This window comes from Micromonospora salmantinae (assembly GCF_022230905.1).
Classification (GTDB): Bacteria; Actinomycetota; Actinomycetes; order Mycobacteriales; family Micromonosporaceae; genus Micromonospora; species Micromonospora salmantinae.
Genome location: NZ_JAKKFG010000002.1, coordinates 49,522 through 66,203, shown reverse-complemented (window position 1 = coordinate 66,203; position 16,682 = coordinate 49,522). Strand labels below are relative to the sequence as shown.

The window sequence follows — 16,682 nt, the reverse complement described above, 5'->3', positions numbered from 1 at the left end:
CAGCGGTGACGCCGCGCTAGGAGATCAGGTCGGACGCCACGGTCCAGAGCCGCTCGGCGTTGCCCGGGTCGACCGCATACGCGGCCACGCCGCTGTAGTCGGCGGGCCGCTCGGTGACGACCGGAGCCTCGGCGCAGTCCTCGAAGTAGCGACCGCCGACGCCGTCGAGCAACGGGGATGCCGCGAGCAGCACCGAGGTCGCGGCGCCCTGTTGCGGGGTCTTGTGCATTTCCTTCGGCGACTTGAGCCCGCCGGTGTGCTTCTGCAACCCGGTGGCGATCGCGCCCGGGTTCAGCGCGTTGGAGTAGATCCCCTGGTCGGCCCAGCGGCGGGTGGCTTCCACGGCGAGCAGGGCCTCGGCGCTCTTGGACTGCCCGTAGGCCAGCAGCGGGTCGTAGGGCCGGAACGCGAAGTGCAGGTCGTCGAAGATGACCGGGGAGAAGAGGTTGCCGCTGGAGCTGACCGACACCACCCGGGCGCCGCCGGCCGCGGCGAGGGCGTCGTGCAGGCCGACGGTCAACGCGAAGTGCCCCATGAAGTTGGTGGCGAACTGCATCTCCCAGCCCTCGGCGGTGCGCTCCAACTCGGGCAGCGCCATGATCCCCGCGTTGTTGACAAGGATGTGCAGCGGCTGGTCCCAGCCGGCGACGAACTGGCGTACCGACGTCTGGTCGGCGAGGTCCAGCTCGCGGACGGTGACCCGCTGCGCGCCGATGCCGGCCGCGATGTCGGCGGCGGCCTGCTCACCCGCCGCGACCCGGCGGACCCCGAGCACGACCTCGGCGCCGGCGGCGGCGAGCGAACGGGCCGTCTCGATGCCGATGCCGGCGGCGCCGCCGGTGATGATGGCCCGCTTGCCGCTCAGGTCCACCCCGGCGATGACCTCGTCGGCGGTCGAGGCGAAACCGAAGGGGGTCGTGATGCGCTCTGCCATTGCTGTCCCGTCTCTCGATCACGCTTACTCCGACACTGTCACCCCGGTGGCAGGCGCTAGCCGGTTCCCTGTTTTTCCTGGTAGTGGCAGGACCAGGCTGGGCGGTCGGTGGCGGCTCCTACGATGGGCGGGTGAGCACGGCCGGCCCGCTGGGCGAATACCTGCGTGCCCGGCGCGAACTGATCGGGCCGGGCGACGTCGGCCTGCCCGCGCACGGCCGTCGGCGGGTGCCCGGCCTGCGCCGCGAGGAGGCGGCCCTGCTCGCCGGCATCAGCGCCGACTACTACCTGCGGTTGGAGCAGGGGCGTGACCGGCACCCGTCGACGCAGGTGGTCGAGGCGCTGGCCCGCGCGTTGAGGCTGGACGCGGACGCCGCGGCACACCTGCACGGCCTGGCCCGGCCGGTGCCTCCGCGCCGGGTGGCGCGCCCCTCGGAGCGGGTGCCGGTGGGCATCCGGCAGTTGGTCGGCTCGTGGGCGGAGACGCCCGCCTTCGTGCACGGTCGACACCTGGACGTGCTGTTCGCCAACCCCGCCGCGACCGCGCTGGCGCCGATCTTCACCGCCGGGGTGAACCTGCTGCGCGCGGTCTTCCTCGACCCGAGCGTGGCGGCGCTCTACCCGGCTCTGACGGCGGTCGCGGCCAACGCGGTGGCCGGCCTGCGCGCACAGGTCGGCCCCGACGTGGACGATCCCCGCCTCGTCGAACTGGTGGAGGAGTTGACGGCCGGCAGCGAGCGGTTTCGGCGGTTGTGGGCCCGGCACGACGTCACGGCCCGTGCGGGCGGCGGGGTGCGGGTGTTCCAGCACCCGGAGTTGGGCGAGTTGGCGCTGCGCTACGAGAAGCTCTCGATCAGCGGCACCAACCAGTCGCTGGTGGTCTATCACGCCGAGCCGGGCAGCCCGTCGGCGCGCTCGCTGGCCCGGCTGGCTCGACGGGCGGCACCGCGCTAGCGTCGCCCTCCCCGGAGCGGGCCGGCTACCGGTCGGCCGCCCGCTCGGCTACCACCACCGAGATCCCGTCGAGAACACGTTGCAGTCCGAACTCGAACGCGTACTCCGGGCCGTACGCGGCGCCGTGCTGCTCGCCGGCCGCGGTGCCGACCCGAGAGGCGATCGGGTAGGCGCCCGGCTTCAGGAAGGTCTCCAGCCAGGGCGCGTGCGACTGCCACCACTGACCGTCGGTCATGCCGGTCTCGCGCTCCAGGTCGACCACCTCGGACGCGGCCCGGGCGGCGCTCTTCACGTGACCCAGCACAAGGGTGAGCACCGCGTCGACCTCGACGTCGGTGAGCCCGATGTCGACGATCGCGCCGAGCTCGTAGTCGTACTTGGCCATCAGGTGCGGGCCGAGCACCGGTCGCGTCGTCTCGGCCCGCAGCATCCAGGGATGCCGCTGGTAGAGCGCCAGATTGTCGCGGGCGATCCGTTCCAGCCTGGTCCGCCAGTCGCCCTCGACGGCGGGGCGCGGCATCTCGCCGTACGCGGTGTCGATCATGACGGCAACGAGTTCGGCCTTGCCCGGCACGTAGGTGTAGACCGACATCGTGCCGACCCCCAGCGCCTCACCGACCCGACGCATGGTCAGCGCGTCGAGCCCCTCGGCGTCGGCGATGTCGATCGCGACCCGGACGATCCGGTCGACGCTGAGCGCCGGACCGGCGCTGCGGCTGGTCGGCTCCCGGGTGCGCCAGAGAAGGGCCAGGCTGCGGGCCGGGTCCGCGGTCGCCTTGCGCTCACTCGCCATGGTTCGGCCATCCTAACAACGCGGCCGTACGCCGTACGACCGCGCCGGTCTGCTCCCGGGTGGTCCGCGCGGTCGCGCCACGCGTGCGTCAGAGCGCCTCGCGGTCGTCGGAGAGCGTCGGACCGGCGGCGGCGGGCACCAGGTGTCGGACCTCGGGCTCCCCGTCGGTCAGCTCCCGGGCCCGTTGCTCGGCCGCGCGGTCCTCACCGGTCAACCGGCCACCGTGCTGACGCAGGTGCTCGTCCCAGGACGGCACCAGATACACCTCGACGAACCGGTCCACCGTCTCGGCCGGGCGGAACAACCCCCAGCGCATCGCGCCGGTCCGCTGCCGCGCGCCACGCACCAGGTCCATCGCCGCCAGGAACCGTTGGGTCCGCTCCGGCCGGACGGTGTACTGCACGGTCACCAGCACCGGCCCCACAGCCGGGTCCGGCTCGTGCGCCAGGTGCAGTTGCGGCCAGTAGGCCGCCGGTTCGCGGTCCACCGACCGCAGGTCCGGCAACGGCCAGATCCGACTCGTCAGGGTGCCGACAAGCATCAGCGCCGCCGCCGCCAGATACGCGAGGACCAGCCCGGCCATGTCGGCCACCAACCCCCACAGCAGCGCGCCGACGGCCTGCCCACCGGCGAAGCACACCTGGTAGACGGCGAGGCCCCGGGCCCGTACCCAGCTGGGCAGGAAGAGCTGCATCTCGGCGTTGACGTTGGCCAGCACCGTCACCCAGGCCATCCCGGCGGGCAGCAGGGCCAGCAGCACCAGCGGCACAACCCGCACGGTGCCGACCACTGTCAACGCCACTGTGAACAGCGCCCCGGCGATCAGCAGGAGCTGGTTGGCCGACAGCCGGGTACGGATCACGGCCAGCAGCACGCCCCCCGCGATGGCGCCCACGCCGAGGGCTGCCAACAGGACCCCGTACCCGCCGGAGCCCAACCCCAGCCGCCGACTCGCCACCAACGGCAGCAACGCCCACAGCGCGCTGGCCGGGACCACGAAGACCAGCGCACGGCGCAACAGCCGGCGGACGGTCGGCGAGTGGCGTACGTAGCGGCTGCCCGCGCGCAACGCGGCGGTGAACCGCTCGGGCACCTCGACCGCGCGGGCGTTACCGGGCCGCCAGCGCCACAGCGCGTACGCGAAGATCCCGAAGGCGACCGCGTTGATGCCGAAGACCGGGGCGACGCCGGTACGGGCGATCAGCACGCCGGCCACCGCGGGCCCGACCGCCCTGGCCACGTTCACGCTTATCGAACCGAGCGCGGACGCCGACCGCAGTTGGTCCTGCGGCACCAGCTCCGGGATCACCGCCGCCCAGGCGGGCAGGGTCAGCGCCTGCCCGACCCCGAACGCGAAGGTGAGCGTGAGCAGCAGCGCCGGCGGCATTCGGCCGGCGAGGGTGAGCAGCGTCAACGCCACCGCCACCGCCACCAGGAACAGCTGCACGGCGATCAGCAGGTGCCGGCGGTCGAAGCTGTCGGCCAGCACCCCGGCGGGCAACGCCAGCAGCAGCACCGGCAGCAGACTGGCGGTCTGCACCAACGCGACAAGGGTGGAGGCGTTGGAGTGGTTGATCAGCAGCCACTGCGCGCCGACGGTCTGCATCCAGGTGCCGATGTTGGCGGCGAGCAGGGCCAGCCACAGGTTGCGGTAGACCGCCGTACGCAGCGGCGCCCAGGCCGAGGCCGGACGGTCGGCGGGTCCGGCTGCGGCCGTCACCACCGCCCGTCCGCGCGCAGCACGCGCTCACCTGAGACGTAGAGGTCGTCGGGCTCGAGCAGCAGCAACCGGACGACCTCGGTGGCGACCTGTTCGGGCATGGCGTACACCTCGTCCAGGAACTCGGCGCCCACCCGTTCCTGTAGCCGCGTCGGCATCGGCCCGGGATGCAGCTGCATCACCTTGACCCGGTTGCTGTGCTGGGCCTCGGCCAGCGAGTCGACGAGGCTGTTGCCGTAGCTCTTGGTGGCCCGGTAGACGGGGATACCGGGCCGGGGGGCCGCCAGCGCCAGCGCGCCGATGTAGACGACGTTGCCGTGGCCCTGTCGGTGCAGGTGCCGCACCGCCTCCCGCAGCAGGTAGGTGATGCCCAGAACGTTGATCTCCACGGCCCGGCGGATGTGTTCCACCGACAGGTCCCCCAGGTCGCCGCCCGCCCACATGGAGGCGCAGGCCGCCACCCCGTCGATAGTGCCGTAGCGCTCGACCACCTCGGCGAACCCGTCGCGGACCTGCTCGTAGGAGGAGATGTCGCAGACGGCGCCGTCGCAACCCAGCTCGTCGGTCGCGGCGGCGACCTCGGCCGGCACGTCGCCGAACACCACTACCTGATGCTCGTCGACGAGCAGTCGGGCCACCGCGAGGCCGAGGCCGCTGGTCCCGCCGACCACCACGAAGGTTCTGGCACCCATGTCTCTCCAGCCGCCGCCAGCACAGGTCACGCGGGCCGCGTGACGGCGCGTTCTTCCCGTTTCCGGACCCCGCACACCCGTTCCCCGGTAGTGCTGGGCATACCCCGAAGAGTGGATCTGGACGGCTGGGGCACCCGGTCGCTCCCGATTAGCGTCTGCTGCATGACCACGCAACCCCCTTCGCACCTGGCCGAGGCGCTACGCCGCCGCCGCTGGCTGATCTCCGGGTGGCCCTGGCGCGCGCTGGCCTACCTGGTGACCACAGTGCCGATCGCCGGCGTCCTCGGTGTCGGGCTGCTCGTCATCGGCGCGCCCCTGCTGGCCGCCGCCAACGGGCTCCGCCAGCACGGCCGACCGCCGAGCATCGCCCTGATGCTGTTCCTGGCGACCGGCAGCCTCATCCTGTTGGCGTTGGCCCCGCTGGTGAGCTTCCCGGTGGCCGTCGTCGAGCGGTGGCGCGTCGGGCTCGTCGACGGTCGTCCGCTGGCCTCGTCGCCGTGGCCGGGCCTGGTCGCCCGCTACCGCAGCGCCGCGACCTGGCGGGAGGTGGCGTACCTGTTCTGGCTGGGCGGGTTCGCTCCGGTCGCCTACTGGGTGTTCCTGGTGCTGGTGCTGCTGGACCTCGGAATGATCTCCAGCCCCTGGCTGGCCGGCGACGCCAACCAGCCGGTGGTGATCTGGCAGCCGATCGACAGCACCGGCGAAGCCATTCCGTACGCGATCGTGGGGGTGCTGCTGATCCCGGTTCTCTGGTACGCCGTCGGTCTGCTCGCCGCCGTCCAGGCAGCCGTGGCCCGGTGGTTGCTGGCCCACCCGGTGGACGCGGCGGCGCTGCGCGAGGTCACCCGCTCCCGCACCCGACTGGTCGGCGCGTACGAGGCCGAACGCCGCCGCATCGAGCGCGACCTGCACGACGGCGCACAGCCCCGGCTCACCAGCCTCACCCTCCAGCTGGGGCTGGCCCGGCTGGACGTGCCCGAGGACTCCCCCGCCTCCCGACCACTCGCCGTGGCGCACGACCAGGCCCGGGGACTGATGGTGATGCTGCGGCAGTTGGTGCACGGCATCCGCCCGCAGAGCCTCACCGACCTCGGCCTGGCCGGCGCCGTACGCGAGCTGGCCGACGCCGCCACCATCCCCGTCGCTGTGCACGCCGACCTGTACGACGAGCTGCCGGAGATCGTGGAGACCACCGCCTACTTCGTGGTCTCCGAGGCGCTGGGCAACGTGGCCCGGCACGCCCGGGCGACCCACGCCGACGTACGCCTCACCCGGGCCGGCGGTGACCTCGTCGTCGAGGTGACCGACGACGGTCACGGCGGCGCCGACCCGGCCCGGGGCACCGGCCTGACCGGGCTCGCCGACCGGATAGCCGCCGTGGACGGCCGGCTGCTGCTGTCCAGCCCGCCCGGCGGGCCTACGGTGGTGCGGGTGGAGCTGCCATGTCGTCGGTGACCCGGGTGGTGCTCGCCGAGGACGAGGTGCTGCTGCGGGAGGGTCTGGTCGCGCTGCTGACCCGCTTCGACTTCACTGTGTGCGCGGCCGTCGGCTCCGCACCGGACCTGCTGGCGGCGGCCCGCGACCACCAACCGGACCTGGTGCTGACCGACATCCGGATGCCGCCGGGCCGCCGCGACGACGGGCTGCGCGCGGCCGTCGCGCTGCGCGCCGAGCGACCTGACCTCCCGGTCGTGGTGCTCAGCCAGTACGTGCAGACCGGGTACGCGGCCGCGCTGCTGGACAGCGGCGACGGCCAACGCGTCGGCTACCTGCTCAAGGACCGGGTCGCCGAGGTCACCGAGTTCGTCGACACGCTGCGCCGGGTCGCCGGCGGCGGCACCGCCATCGACCCGGACGTGGTCCGGCAACTGCTGCACCGCCCCCGCGACCCGCTCGCCGCACTGTCCGCCCGGGAACGCGAGGTGTTGGCGCTGCTCGCCGAGGGACGGTCCAACGCGTCGATCGCCGGGCGGCTGCACGTCAGCGAGGCAGCGGTCGGCAAGCACGTCGGCAACATCCTGCTGAAGCTCGACCTGCCCCCCAGCGACGACACCAACCGTCGGGTGCTCGCGGTCCTCACCTACCTGCGCGCCGACCCGGTGAGCTGACGGGCCGAGATCGGGCCCGACCGCCCCCGGCGTAGATTCTTCTCAGCGGTACCGGCGCCCAGGTCAGGGCGCCGACCAGGGAGACGGGGGAACGGCATGACGAAGGCGCTGCGGGTTGGTCTGCTGGGGTACGGGCTGGCGGGACGGGTGTTCCACGCGCCGCTGATCGCCGCGACTCCCGGGCTGCGACTCGACGCCATCGTGACCCGCGATCCGCAGCGACGCGAGCAGGCGCGACAGCACTTCCCGGACGCCCGCCTGGTCGACGACGCCGACGAGCTGTGGCGTACCCCGGACGCCCTGGACCTGGTCGTGGTGGCGACGCCGAACCGGCAGCACGTGCCGATGGCACGCGCGGCGCTCGCCGCCGGCCTGCCGGTCGTCGTCGACAAGCCGCTCTCCCCTACCGCCGCTGAGGGCCGCGTGCTGATCGACGAGGCTACCGAGCGAGGGGTGCCGCTGACGGTCTTTCAGAACCGGCGCTGGGACGGCGACTTCCTGACCGTCCGCCGCCTGGTCGAGCAGGGCGAGTTGGGGCAGGTGCTGCGCTTCGAGTCCCGGTTCGAGCGGTTCCGTCCGACGATCAAGCCGGGCTGGCGGGAGCTCGCCGGTCCGGAAGAGGCCGGCGGTGCCCTCTTCGACCTCGGCGCCCACCTCGTCGACCAGGCGGTGCAGTTGTTCGGCAGTGTCGACCGGGTCTACGCGGAGGTGGACCGTCGCCGCGCGGGCGCGGCCGTCGACGACGACGCCTTCGTGGCGTTGACCCACGCCAACGGGGTCCACTCGCACCTGTGGATGGGCGCGGTGACCGCGCAGCTCGGGCCGCGCCTCCGGGTGCTGGGCGACCGGGCCGGCTACACCAGCTACGGGCTGGACGTGCAGGAGGCGGCGCTGCACGACGGTGGCCGACCGGACCAGCCGGGCTGGGGCGAGGTCCCGTCGGACCGCTACGGCCTGCTCGGCGTCGACGGTGACCTGCGGCCGGTGCCGACCGAACCCGGCGCGTACCAGAGCTTCTACGCCCAGGTGGCGGCTGCGCTGCGCGACGGTGCGCCGATGCCGGTGGACCCACGGGACTCCGTCCACACTGTCGAGTTGATCGAGCTGGCCCACCGGTCGGCGGCCGAGGGCGTGGTGCTGCCGGTCCCGACCGCCTGACCGGGGCGGACACCTGAGCGATCGGTACCTCCCGGCACCCGGGCTCCTGACGCGTACGCGAAAACCAGTGGAGCGGCGCCACCGTGCGCCGTTACCGTGCTGCGCAACCAGGTCGTCTAGGCAAGGACGTGCCGTTGTACACCCTGTGAGACCTCCCGAGAGCTGATCTGTCGCGCGTCGCGCAGTTGCGCCGCGCTCCTTTTTGCTGCGGACTTCTCACTGAAAACCGGTGTACTTCTGTGCTCATAAATTGGGCCGTCGTGCCCACCTGCCTACCGATCATTCGCCGCCGTTGCCACGCGTGCGCGTCCCAACGCCTTCGGGCGAGCGGCAAGTTCCGTGTCAACGCCAACCACAAGATCCTCGACGTCTGGCTGCTCGCGCTCTGCACCGTGTGCGGGGAGACGGCGAAGCTCACCGTCCTGGAGCGGATGACCGTGCGCTCCATCCCACCCGAACTGCTGGACCGGCTCCATGCCAACGACCCGGGCCTGACCGCCGAACTGCTCCGGGATCCGACCGTCCAGCACCGAAACCGATTCGTCCTGGACTGGGACAACGCCTGGCGTTTCGACACCGGCGGATCGGATCACCTGGACCTCGACGTGATCGACGTCGCGGTCCGCAACGCGGCACGGATCCCGGTCCGGCCGACCCGACTGATCGCTGAGGGTTGCGGTCTGTCGCGGGGCGAGGTCGACCGACTGATAGCGGAGGGGAAGGTCGTTTCGGCGTTCCGGTTGAGCGGCAAGCTCTCCGGCGACTTCACCTTCACGCTGAAGCGCTGACCCGCTCCTCGGGGCCTGTCCGGCAGAACGCCGGGCAGGCCCCTAGCCGGCGCTCTCCTCGGAGAGGGCTTCGTCCGGCGTCCGGGCGTCGTCGTCGGTCAGCGCGTCATCGTCGGTCAGCCCGTCGTCCGACGAGGTGGCCAGGTCGGCGAGCCGCCGCTCGGCCTCCCGGACCTCCTCGTCGAGCCTGGGGTTCTCCTCGTCGGGACCCTGCGACATGGGACCTCCATCGGGCGCGACCGGCAGACCTCCGGGTACCCGACCTAAGGGCGGAGACACGGATGTCTGCCGCTGCCCTTTGATCAAGTGATGAAAAACAGCTGTATCTGCCCCTCGAGACCTACTTCTCATCACTTGATCAAGGAGATCCCACGTCTTCCGCGACCCAGAAGCCACGGCCCTGAAGACCCACCACCAAGCCGCGTGTCTGAAGGACGATGATCGCCCGCTGAACCGTTGTCACACTGACGGGTGTTGGATACGCACTGGACTCGGGCTCTGGAGAGGCCGTGGCGAGCGGGCGGTTGCCTTGAGTGCCAAGGTCGCGACATCTGCCCGCAACTGGATTGGGCGTTAGCGCTTCTGGCAGATGTTGCTTCCGTCATGCTTCAGAAGCGGTGACGCGTGAGTCGAGCGCTTTCGGCGGACCAACGTACCGAGCGCCGGGCCGGTCGGCGGGCGCGCCGGGCTGGAGCCCGGGAGCGTTGCCGACCCGGCCCGGTGCCGGATCAGCGCTGCTTCAGCTCGCGCCAGGATGGGTGGGTGCCGCGCCAGGCGTCGGCGAGGATGGCCGCCGAGGCCCGGCTGGGGCACTGCTGCACCCGCTCACGACCCGACGCCCCACCGATCTGGGCGCGGACCTCCCAACCCTGCCCGTCAGTACGGATGTACACGTCCCGGCGCCCGCGCGGGGTCGTGTCTCCGTTCCACCAGTGTTCCTCCACCTTCATTCGCCGACCGTATAGCAATTCCCGCGCCGAGGGTACGGCGCAGGTATGCCCGGACCGGGGCAAGAGCGACATTCCAGGCGCATTTCAGCCCAACCGTTGACGGTTCGAAACCATAACGGGCGGTTCTCCCGCTCCTGACTTGCGAATCAGGAACCCCGCCCCACTCTGCACCCTCCCCGCAACTCCCACCCCCAACCCTTGTTGATCAAGAGGTTCGCGTCACGAATCCCGTTCCCGGTGACGCGAACCTCTTGATCAACACGCGGGAGACATGCGGGAGACACCCGGGAGACACGAGAGGGGGCAGCGCGGTCAGGTTTGGGTTGTCAGGAGGTAGTCGTCGGCTTCGGGGCTCCAGCGCAGATCCAGTACGCCGGCGGTGGCGGCGGCCTTGCAGAACTGCAGGAAGCTGCGGTAGCCGAGCTTCTTCTCGCTGAAGTCGGGGCGGGCCCGGCGTACCTGGTTCTTCAACCCGGACAACGCCACCGGGTTGCCGCCGCTACCCAGGTCCGCCACGACGCCCCGGAGTAGGCCGAACGCCACCTCGCGGTCGCCGTGCTCGGGCAGCGAGACCTCGGGGTCACCCTTCGCCGGGCCTTCGGCCAGCTCGATCACGTTGCGCTCGGCGAGGTGGCGCAGCAGTTCGCCGAAGGTACGGAAGCCGTAGTCGGACTCGCTGAAGGTGGGGTCCTTGCGCAGCAGGGTGCGCTTGAGGCGGGAGGCGGTGACCTCACCGTTGGCGCTGCCCTGCAACCCGGCGACCGACTGGGCGACGAGCACGGCGAGGGCGTCCACGTCGCGGCCGGGCTCCTCCCCCGCCGGCCGGCGGTCAACCTCCGGCTCGTGCTCCCGCTCCGGCTCGGGTGGGCGTTGCTCCGCGCCGGCCTGCCGGGTGGCGGGACGAGCGCGCCGACCACGGGCCGGCGGGATGTCCACGCCCTCCAGCCGGTCGTAGTACAGGAACTCGTCGCACGCCGGGGGAAGCAGCCCCGAGGTGGACCCCTCGACCCCGACGCCGATGACCCGCTTGTTCAGCTCGCGCAGCTTGTGCACCAGCGGAGTGAAGTCGCTGTCACCACTACAGATCACGAAGGTGGAGATGTAGTCGCGCTCGAACGCCAACTCGATCGCGTCGACGGCCATCTTGATGTCCGCGGCGTTCTTACGGGACGCGCCCATCCGCTGCGGGATCTCGATCAGCTCGACGTGGGACCGGGTGAGCATCCGGCGGTCCTCGTCGAAGTAGGACCAGTCGGCGTACGCCCGGCGGACCACCACCCGACCTCGTTCGGCCAGCGCGTCGGCGATGGGCCGGAAGTCGAAGGCCGCGCCGCCGCGATGGTCGCGCGCGCCCAACGCGAGGTTCTCGTAATCGAGGAAGAGGGCAATCCGGTCTTCTTGATCCACGCGGATCAGCCTACGCCGGGCATGAGCTGGTCGGGGTAGGCGACGCGCGACACCTCAACTCGACGACCGTCCATTTCTTGCGGCCTCATAGTCGTTTATTTTCGTTGTTCGATAGACGTCTTGCAGTGCCCTGTCCGGTGCTGCATCATGACGATCAATGTCGGGCGTTGGGGGAACGCCGGGCGGACCTCCACCACCACCCACCCAGGAGGGTCACCGATGTTTCGCAGCCTCACGCCGGCGCGGGGACGCCCCGGCCGGCCCAGCGGCACCGCCGTCGCGCTCGCGGCCGGTCTCGCCGTGCTGGTCGCCGGGCCCACCGCGGCCGCCGCCAGTCCACCCGCGCCCGTCGGCGCGCAGCCGGTGGTCACCCGGGCCGCACTCGATCCGGCGCTGGTCGCCGGACGCGGCGCGGACGTCGACTTCCTTGAGCAGGAAGCGGAGAACGCCCGCACCAACGGCGAGATCATCGGGCCCGACCGGACCGCCTACACGCTGCCCTCGGAGGCTTCCGGCCGCCGGGCGGTCCGGCTCACCCCCGGGGAGTACGTGGAGTTCGTCCTGCCCAGCGCGGCGAACGGGATCACCGTGCGGTACAGCATCCCGGACGCGCCAGAGGGCGGTGGGATCACCGCCCCGCTGCGGGTCGCCGTCAACGGCAAGCACCTGCGCACCATGACGCTCACGTCGCAGTACTCGTGGCTCTACAACCAGTACCCGTTCACCAACGACCCACAGGCCGGGCTGCTGCACCCGGACTGGTGGATCACCGAGTGCCAGTGCGTGCCGTCGGCCACCACGCCGTACCCGAGCATCGACAAGCCGTTCCGGCCCACCCACTTCTACGACGAGCAGCGGCTGCTGCTCGGGCGTACCTACCGGGCCGGCGACAAGGTCCGGCTCACCGCGCCGCCCGGTAGCGCCGCCGCCTGGACCGTCATCGACCTGCTCGACTCCGAGTTGGTCGCGCCGCCACACGTCCGGCTGCTCGCCGCGAACGTGCTCGCCTTCGGCGCCGACCCCACCGGCCGGCGGGACTCCGCCGACGCGCTGGACCGGGCCATCGCCTTCGCTCGGCGCGCCCACCTCAAGGTGTACGTCCCGCCGGGCACCTACCAGGTCAACCGGCACATCATCGTCGACGACGTGACCATCGAGGGCGCCGGCAACTGGTACACCACCATCAAGGGCCGCGAGGTCGCCCTGCCGACCCCCGCACCGGACGGCTCGATGCACACCGGAGTCGGGTTCTACGGTCGGGACGCCACCGACGGCGGCAGCCGTAACGTGCACCTCTCCGGCTTCGCCATCGAGGGCGACGTGCGGGAGCGCATCGACACCGACCAGGTCAACGCGATCGGTGGGGCGATGAGCGACTCCACCATCGACGGGCTCTACCTGCACCACACCAAGGCCGGCTTGTGGTTCGACGGCCCGATGCGCAACGTCCGGGTCACCAACAACGTCATCGTCGACCAGATCGCCGACGCGCTCAACTTCCACACCGGCGTGACCGACTCCCTCGTGTCGCACAACTTCGTCCGCAACACCGGCGACGACGGCCTGGCGATGTGGTCGGAGAAGACGGCCAACGCGCGGAACACGTTCGACCACAACACAGTGCAGTCACCGACCCTGGCCAACGGCATCGCCATCTACGGCGGCACCGACACCACCGTCTCGCACAACCTGGTCGCCGACCCGGTACGCGAGGGCAGCGGCCTGCACGCCGGTGCCCGCTTCGGCGCGGAGCCGTTCACCGGGTACCTGCGGTTCACCAACAACACCACCGCCCGCGCCGGCACGTACGAGCTGAACTGGAACATCGGGCTGGGCGCGATCTGGGTCTTCGCCCTGGATCGCAGCATCGAGGCGCCCATCGAGGTGACCGGCGACGCGTACCTGGACAACACGTACAACGCGATCATGCTGGTCAGTGACTGGCCGGTGAAGGATCTCTACTCGATCTCCGATGCGCGGTTCCGGGACGTCCGGGTCGACGGCACCGGCACCTCGGTGGTCAGCGCCCGCGCGGCCGGCTCCGCCTCGTTCGCCAACGTGGACGCCCGCAACGTTGGCGCGGTCGGCGTCAACAACTGCGGATCGTTCCACTTCACCCCGGCCGGTTCGGAGTTCACACTGACCGACCTCGGCGGCAACGACGGCGGGTGGCTCGCGCCGTGGCTGCTGCCCAACACCATCACCTGCGACGACCGGCCGCCCGTGTCGCCGCCCCCGCCTCCGGCGCAGTGGTGACAGCGGTGGGCGGCCCGAGCGATCGGGCCGCCCACCGCACACCGATCAGCGCGTCCTGGCGTACGCCAAAGGCACGGTCGTGGACTGACCGTGCCATCTGCCGCGCAGCGTGCCCCCGGCCGGCCCGTCGGCCCCGGCTCCCGGCCGGCGCACGACGACCAGCTCGACGGTGTCGGTGTCGATGAGCGTGCGGTCCTCGTCGACCACCCGCCTCACCGCGCCGACGACCGGCACCTGGGCGTCGGCGGCGCCGTCGACGACGACAGTCACCGTCGGCTCACGCACCTCGCGCCGGCCGCCGACCTCGAAGTACTGCTCCGCCTGGCCGCTGCCGGTGAGGATCGCGTGGGCCAGCGCGGCCGCGTACACCGGGTCGACGCAGCCGTCGTACACCCAGCGCCGGCCGAGCACCGAGTGCTCGGTGGTGCCGACCAGCCAGCTGTCCGCACCCTCGAGGGGCGCGGCGCGGTAGGTGAGCGGAACATGGTGGACCGGCCCGTCGGCGGCACCGACCAGCATCGTCTCGATGCCGACCTCGCCGGCCGGGTCGTCGAAGCGGTAGGCGCCCCGGCTCACCACCTCGACGCCGGTCGGTCCGGCGAACCATTGTCGGTCGGGCAGCCAGGCCGTCAGCAGGTCCAGCTTCGTGGGGTGCAGGGTCGCCCTGTGCAGCAGTGCCATGACGGCAGCCTAGTCAGAGGCCCGCGCACTGTTGCCCGCCGATCGTGCAGCCCTCCGGCTCCCGGGCGTTCGGCCGGCTGTCGCGGACGTCGAAGCTGATCGTCTGGGATCCCCCGGCCGCCAGGGCGGCTCCGGTGAAGGTGATCACCTGTCTGTCCTGTCGCCAGTTCGCGCCGTCGACGTCGTCGACTGTGGTGCCTTCGGCGAGGGTGACCACCACTGCCCAGTCCGCCACCGGTGCGCCACCGGGGTTGCGGACCACGATCTCGCCGGTGTAGCCGAACAGTCGGTCGGAGTCGGTCTCGTATCGGGCCGTGACGGGCGCCGGTGGTGGAGGTGGCGGTGGCGCAGCCGACGCGGGTGTCCGCGAGGGCTTCGCCGACGGGGTCCGACTCGGCGAGGTGGTCGCCGACGCGGTGGTCCGGGAGGGGCGCGCCGAGGGGGTCGCCGTGGGGGCGACGGTCACCGTGCCGGCCGTCACGGTAGGCGACGCGGTCGCGGTCGGCGCGGGCGCGGCGGACGGCTTCGAGTCGGGCGGCAACGTCACCCATGCCGCCGTACCCGCCACCAACACGGCACCCGCGACCACGGCGACCAGCGTGCGACGCCGACGAGGGTTGCGGCCGGCCCTGCCGCGTACGCCGATCAGCGGCAGTTCCGCGGTCATCCCACCGTCGGCCCGGCGCAGGTCGACCTGCTGGAAGGCGAGCCAGTCGAGGATGGCCGGCAGCCGTACCGTCAGCGCCTGCCGGAGCTGTTGCTCGCGCGGCTCGTGCTGCTCGGCGGACCACGCGCCGTGCGTGCTGACCTCCCGTAGCTCCAGCCGGCAGCCCTGCTTCGTGGTCGTGACCGTGCAGGTCAGCTCGCTGAGCCGGCCTGCCTCGTCGCAGGCCAGCACGAGCAGGTCCGGTTCCTGCCGCTCGGTCACCTCGACCTCGACGTTGGCCTCGAAGCCGGGCAGGCCGGCGGTGTGCAGCAGCATCCGGTCCGGTACGCCCTCGACCATCTCGGCCTCGGCGAACCACCGGCCGAGCAACTCCCGATCGGTCAGGGCGCGCCAGACCCGCTCAGCCGGGTGGGAAAGCTCGACCTGCGCACCGATCTCCATCACGGCGAGACTCTAACGGGTTGCCCCGCCCGGCCTGTCCCGCCCGCCCGAGACGGTTGCCGGCGTCCTGGTCAGCCCCAGCGGCTGGACCGCTCGACCACTGTGGCCAGCGCGGCCCGGGCGTGGGCGCTCACCTCGGCGACCACCTGCGCCGCCGGCATGTCCCGAGCCAGCGGGTGTGCCTGCCCGGCCCACAGGTTGACCACCGATGCGTCCGCGTCGCGCCGGGCGGCGGCGAGCAGGGGACGCGTCAGGTGCAGCACCTGGGGGTAACCGCGCGGTGCCACCGCGTCGTGCTCGCGCAGGAAGTCGTTGGCCACGCCACGGGCCCGCTTACCGGTGTACGCCCGGGTCAACGCGGTCGGCGCGGCACCGGCCACCGCCGCCCGGTGCATCGGCGAACTGCCCGCCTCCGGACAGCGCAGGAAGGCCGTGCCGAGTTGCGCGGCGGCGGCGCCGGCAGCCAGCACGGCGGCCACCGAGGGCCCGTCGACGAGGCCACCCGCGGCCACCAACGGCCGGTCACAGCGGGCGGCGGTCAGCCGGAGCAGCGGCAGCAACCCGAAGTCGTCGTCGTCCGGCAGGCCGCCGCGATGCCCACCGGCCTCGGTGCCCTGCACCACCACCGCGTCCACACCCAGGTCGGCGGCGGCGGTCGCGGCGTCCGGGCGGGTGACGGTGGCCCACACCTCGGTGCCCCGCTCGCGCAGGGCGGTCACCGCCGCCCGGTCGGGCAGCCCGAACACGAAGGACACGACCGGGACCGGGTCCGCGAGCAACGCGGCCAGCTTCTCCGGGTACGCGTCGTCGCCGCCCACCGGCTCGCCCAGGCTCACGCCGCGTTGCGCGGCCTGCGGGGCGAGCCGTTCGGCGTACGCCCGAACGGCGGCCTCGTCGACGTCGCCAGGGTCGGGAAGGAAAAGGTTCACGCCGAACGGCCGATCGGTACGCGCGCGGACGTCGGCGACGTCGGCGACCAGCCGGCCGGTGTCGATCATCCCGGCGGCGAGGAAGCCCAGCCCACCCGCGGCGGACACGGCGGCCACCAGCGCAGGCGTGGACGGGCCACCAGCCATCGGGGCGGCGATGATCGGGTGGCGCAACGTGGACAGGACGGACATCCCCCCATCCTGC

The 16,682-nt window shown here is 72.0% G+C and carries 16 protein-coding genes; 6 read left to right on the top strand and 10 right to left on the bottom strand.

The annotated features are described in order from the left end of the window. Nucleotides 1-16 precede the first annotated feature (16 nt). Nucleotides 17-934: an SDR family NAD(P)-dependent oxidoreductase gene (locus PSH03_RS01585; protein WP_210784074.1), complete on the bottom strand. Its 918-nt coding sequence runs from the start codon at nucleotides 932-934 to the stop codon at nucleotides 17-19. Between the two features lie 131 nt (nucleotides 935-1,065). On the opposite strand from PSH03_RS01585, the gene PSH03_RS01580 reads away from it, so the two are divergent. Further along, nucleotides 1,066-1,887, top strand: coding sequence for a helix-turn-helix transcriptional regulator (locus tag PSH03_RS01580; RefSeq protein ID WP_210784073.1), 822 nt, complete (start codon nucleotides 1,066-1,068; stop codon nucleotides 1,885-1,887). Between the two features lie 25 nt (nucleotides 1,888-1,912). Here the strand turns inward: PSH03_RS01580 and PSH03_RS01575 are convergent, their stop codons facing one another. The 3 genes from PSH03_RS01575 to PSH03_RS01565 form a co-directional block, all read right to left on the bottom strand. Then, nucleotides 1,913-2,680, bottom strand: a complete 768-nt coding sequence (locus PSH03_RS01575; protein ID WP_238688029.1) for a TetR/AcrR family transcriptional regulator — start codon at nucleotides 2,678-2,680, stop codon at nucleotides 1,913-1,915. An 88-nt stretch (nucleotides 2,681-2,768) separates the two neighbouring features. Beyond that, complete coding sequence (locus tag PSH03_RS01570; protein WP_238688028.1) at nucleotides 2,769-4,403, bottom strand: MFS transporter; 1,635 nt, start codon at nucleotides 4,401-4,403, stop codon at nucleotides 2,769-2,771. Continuing rightward, nucleotides 4,397-5,092 (bottom strand): SDR family NAD(P)-dependent oxidoreductase, encoded by a 696-nt coding sequence (locus tag PSH03_RS01565; RefSeq protein ID WP_210784070.1) that lies wholly within the window; start codon nucleotides 5,090-5,092, stop codon nucleotides 4,397-4,399. The genes PSH03_RS01570 and PSH03_RS01565 overlap by 7 nt, the downstream gene beginning before the upstream one ends. Nucleotides 5,093-5,254: 162 nt before the next feature. On the opposite strand from PSH03_RS01565, the gene PSH03_RS01560 reads away from it, so the two are divergent. From PSH03_RS01560 to PSH03_RS01545, 4 genes are all read left to right on the top strand, one after another. Continuing rightward, nucleotides 5,255-6,547: a sensor histidine kinase gene (locus PSH03_RS01560; RefSeq protein WP_238688027.1), complete on the top strand. Its 1,293-nt coding sequence runs from the start codon at nucleotides 5,255-5,257 to the stop codon at nucleotides 6,545-6,547. Continuing rightward, on the top strand, nucleotides 6,535-7,200 hold the full coding sequence (locus PSH03_RS01555; RefSeq protein ID WP_210784068.1) for a response regulator transcription factor: 666 nt from the start codon (nucleotides 6,535-6,537) through the stop codon (nucleotides 7,198-7,200). Before PSH03_RS01560 ends, PSH03_RS01555 begins: the two co-directional genes overlap by 13 nt. A 96-nt stretch (nucleotides 7,201-7,296) precedes the next feature. Beyond that, complete coding sequence (locus tag PSH03_RS01550; RefSeq protein WP_210784067.1) at nucleotides 7,297-8,358, top strand: Gfo/Idh/MocA family oxidoreductase; 1,062 nt, start codon at nucleotides 7,297-7,299, stop codon at nucleotides 8,356-8,358. Nucleotides 8,359-8,618: 260 nt separating this feature from the next. Continuing rightward, nucleotides 8,619-9,146, top strand: a complete 528-nt coding sequence (locus PSH03_RS01545) for a DUF1062 domain-containing protein (protein WP_238688026.1) — start codon at nucleotides 8,619-8,621, stop codon at nucleotides 9,144-9,146. Between the two features lie 42 nt (nucleotides 9,147-9,188). Here PSH03_RS01545 and PSH03_RS01540 read toward each other — a convergent pair whose 3' ends face one another. The 3 genes from PSH03_RS01540 to PSH03_RS01530 all read right to left on the bottom strand — a co-directional run bounded on the left by PSH03_RS01540 (nucleotide 9,189) and on the right by PSH03_RS01530 (nucleotide 11,503). Beyond that, a complete protein-coding gene (locus PSH03_RS01540) occupies nucleotides 9,189-9,365 on the bottom strand; it encodes a hypothetical protein (RefSeq protein ID WP_210784065.1) in 177 nt (58 codons plus the stop codon). 509 nt (nucleotides 9,366-9,874) lie between these two features. Next, complete coding sequence (locus tag PSH03_RS01535) at nucleotides 9,875-10,096, bottom strand: hypothetical protein (protein ID WP_030335934.1); 222 nt, start codon at nucleotides 10,094-10,096, stop codon at nucleotides 9,875-9,877. 312 nt (nucleotides 10,097-10,408) lie between these two features. Further along, nucleotides 10,409-11,503, bottom strand: coding sequence for a PIN domain-containing protein (locus tag PSH03_RS01530; protein ID WP_210784064.1), 1,095 nt, complete (start codon nucleotides 11,501-11,503; stop codon nucleotides 10,409-10,411). A gap of 219 nt (nucleotides 11,504-11,722) precedes the next feature. On the opposite strand from PSH03_RS01530, the gene PSH03_RS01525 reads away from it, so the two are divergent. Further along, nucleotides 11,723-13,759, top strand: a complete 2,037-nt coding sequence (locus tag PSH03_RS01525) for a glycosyl hydrolase family 28-related protein (protein ID WP_238688025.1) — start codon at nucleotides 11,723-11,725, stop codon at nucleotides 13,757-13,759. A 45-nt stretch (nucleotides 13,760-13,804) separates the two neighbouring features. Here the strand turns inward: PSH03_RS01525 and PSH03_RS01520 are convergent, their stop codons facing one another. The 3 genes from PSH03_RS01520 to PSH03_RS01510 all read right to left on the bottom strand — a co-directional run bounded on the left by PSH03_RS01520 (nucleotide 13,805) and on the right by PSH03_RS01510 (nucleotide 16,669). Continuing rightward, the gene (locus PSH03_RS01520; protein ID WP_238688024.1) at nucleotides 13,805-14,440 is read right to left on the bottom strand and encodes a CG0192-related protein; all 636 of its coding nucleotides are present in this window, start codon (nucleotides 14,438-14,440) and stop codon (nucleotides 13,805-13,807) included. Nucleotides 14,441-14,453: 13 nt separating this feature from the next. Next, on the bottom strand, nucleotides 14,454-15,548 hold the full coding sequence (locus PSH03_RS01515; protein ID WP_238688093.1) for an SRPBCC domain-containing protein: 1,095 nt from the start codon (nucleotides 15,546-15,548) through the stop codon (nucleotides 14,454-14,456). A 71-nt stretch (nucleotides 15,549-15,619) separates the two neighbouring features. Continuing rightward, a complete protein-coding gene (locus PSH03_RS01510) occupies nucleotides 15,620-16,669 on the bottom strand; it encodes an NAD(P)H-dependent flavin oxidoreductase (protein ID WP_210784060.1) in 1,050 nt (349 codons plus the stop codon). Nucleotides 16,670-16,682 lie beyond the last annotated feature (13 nt).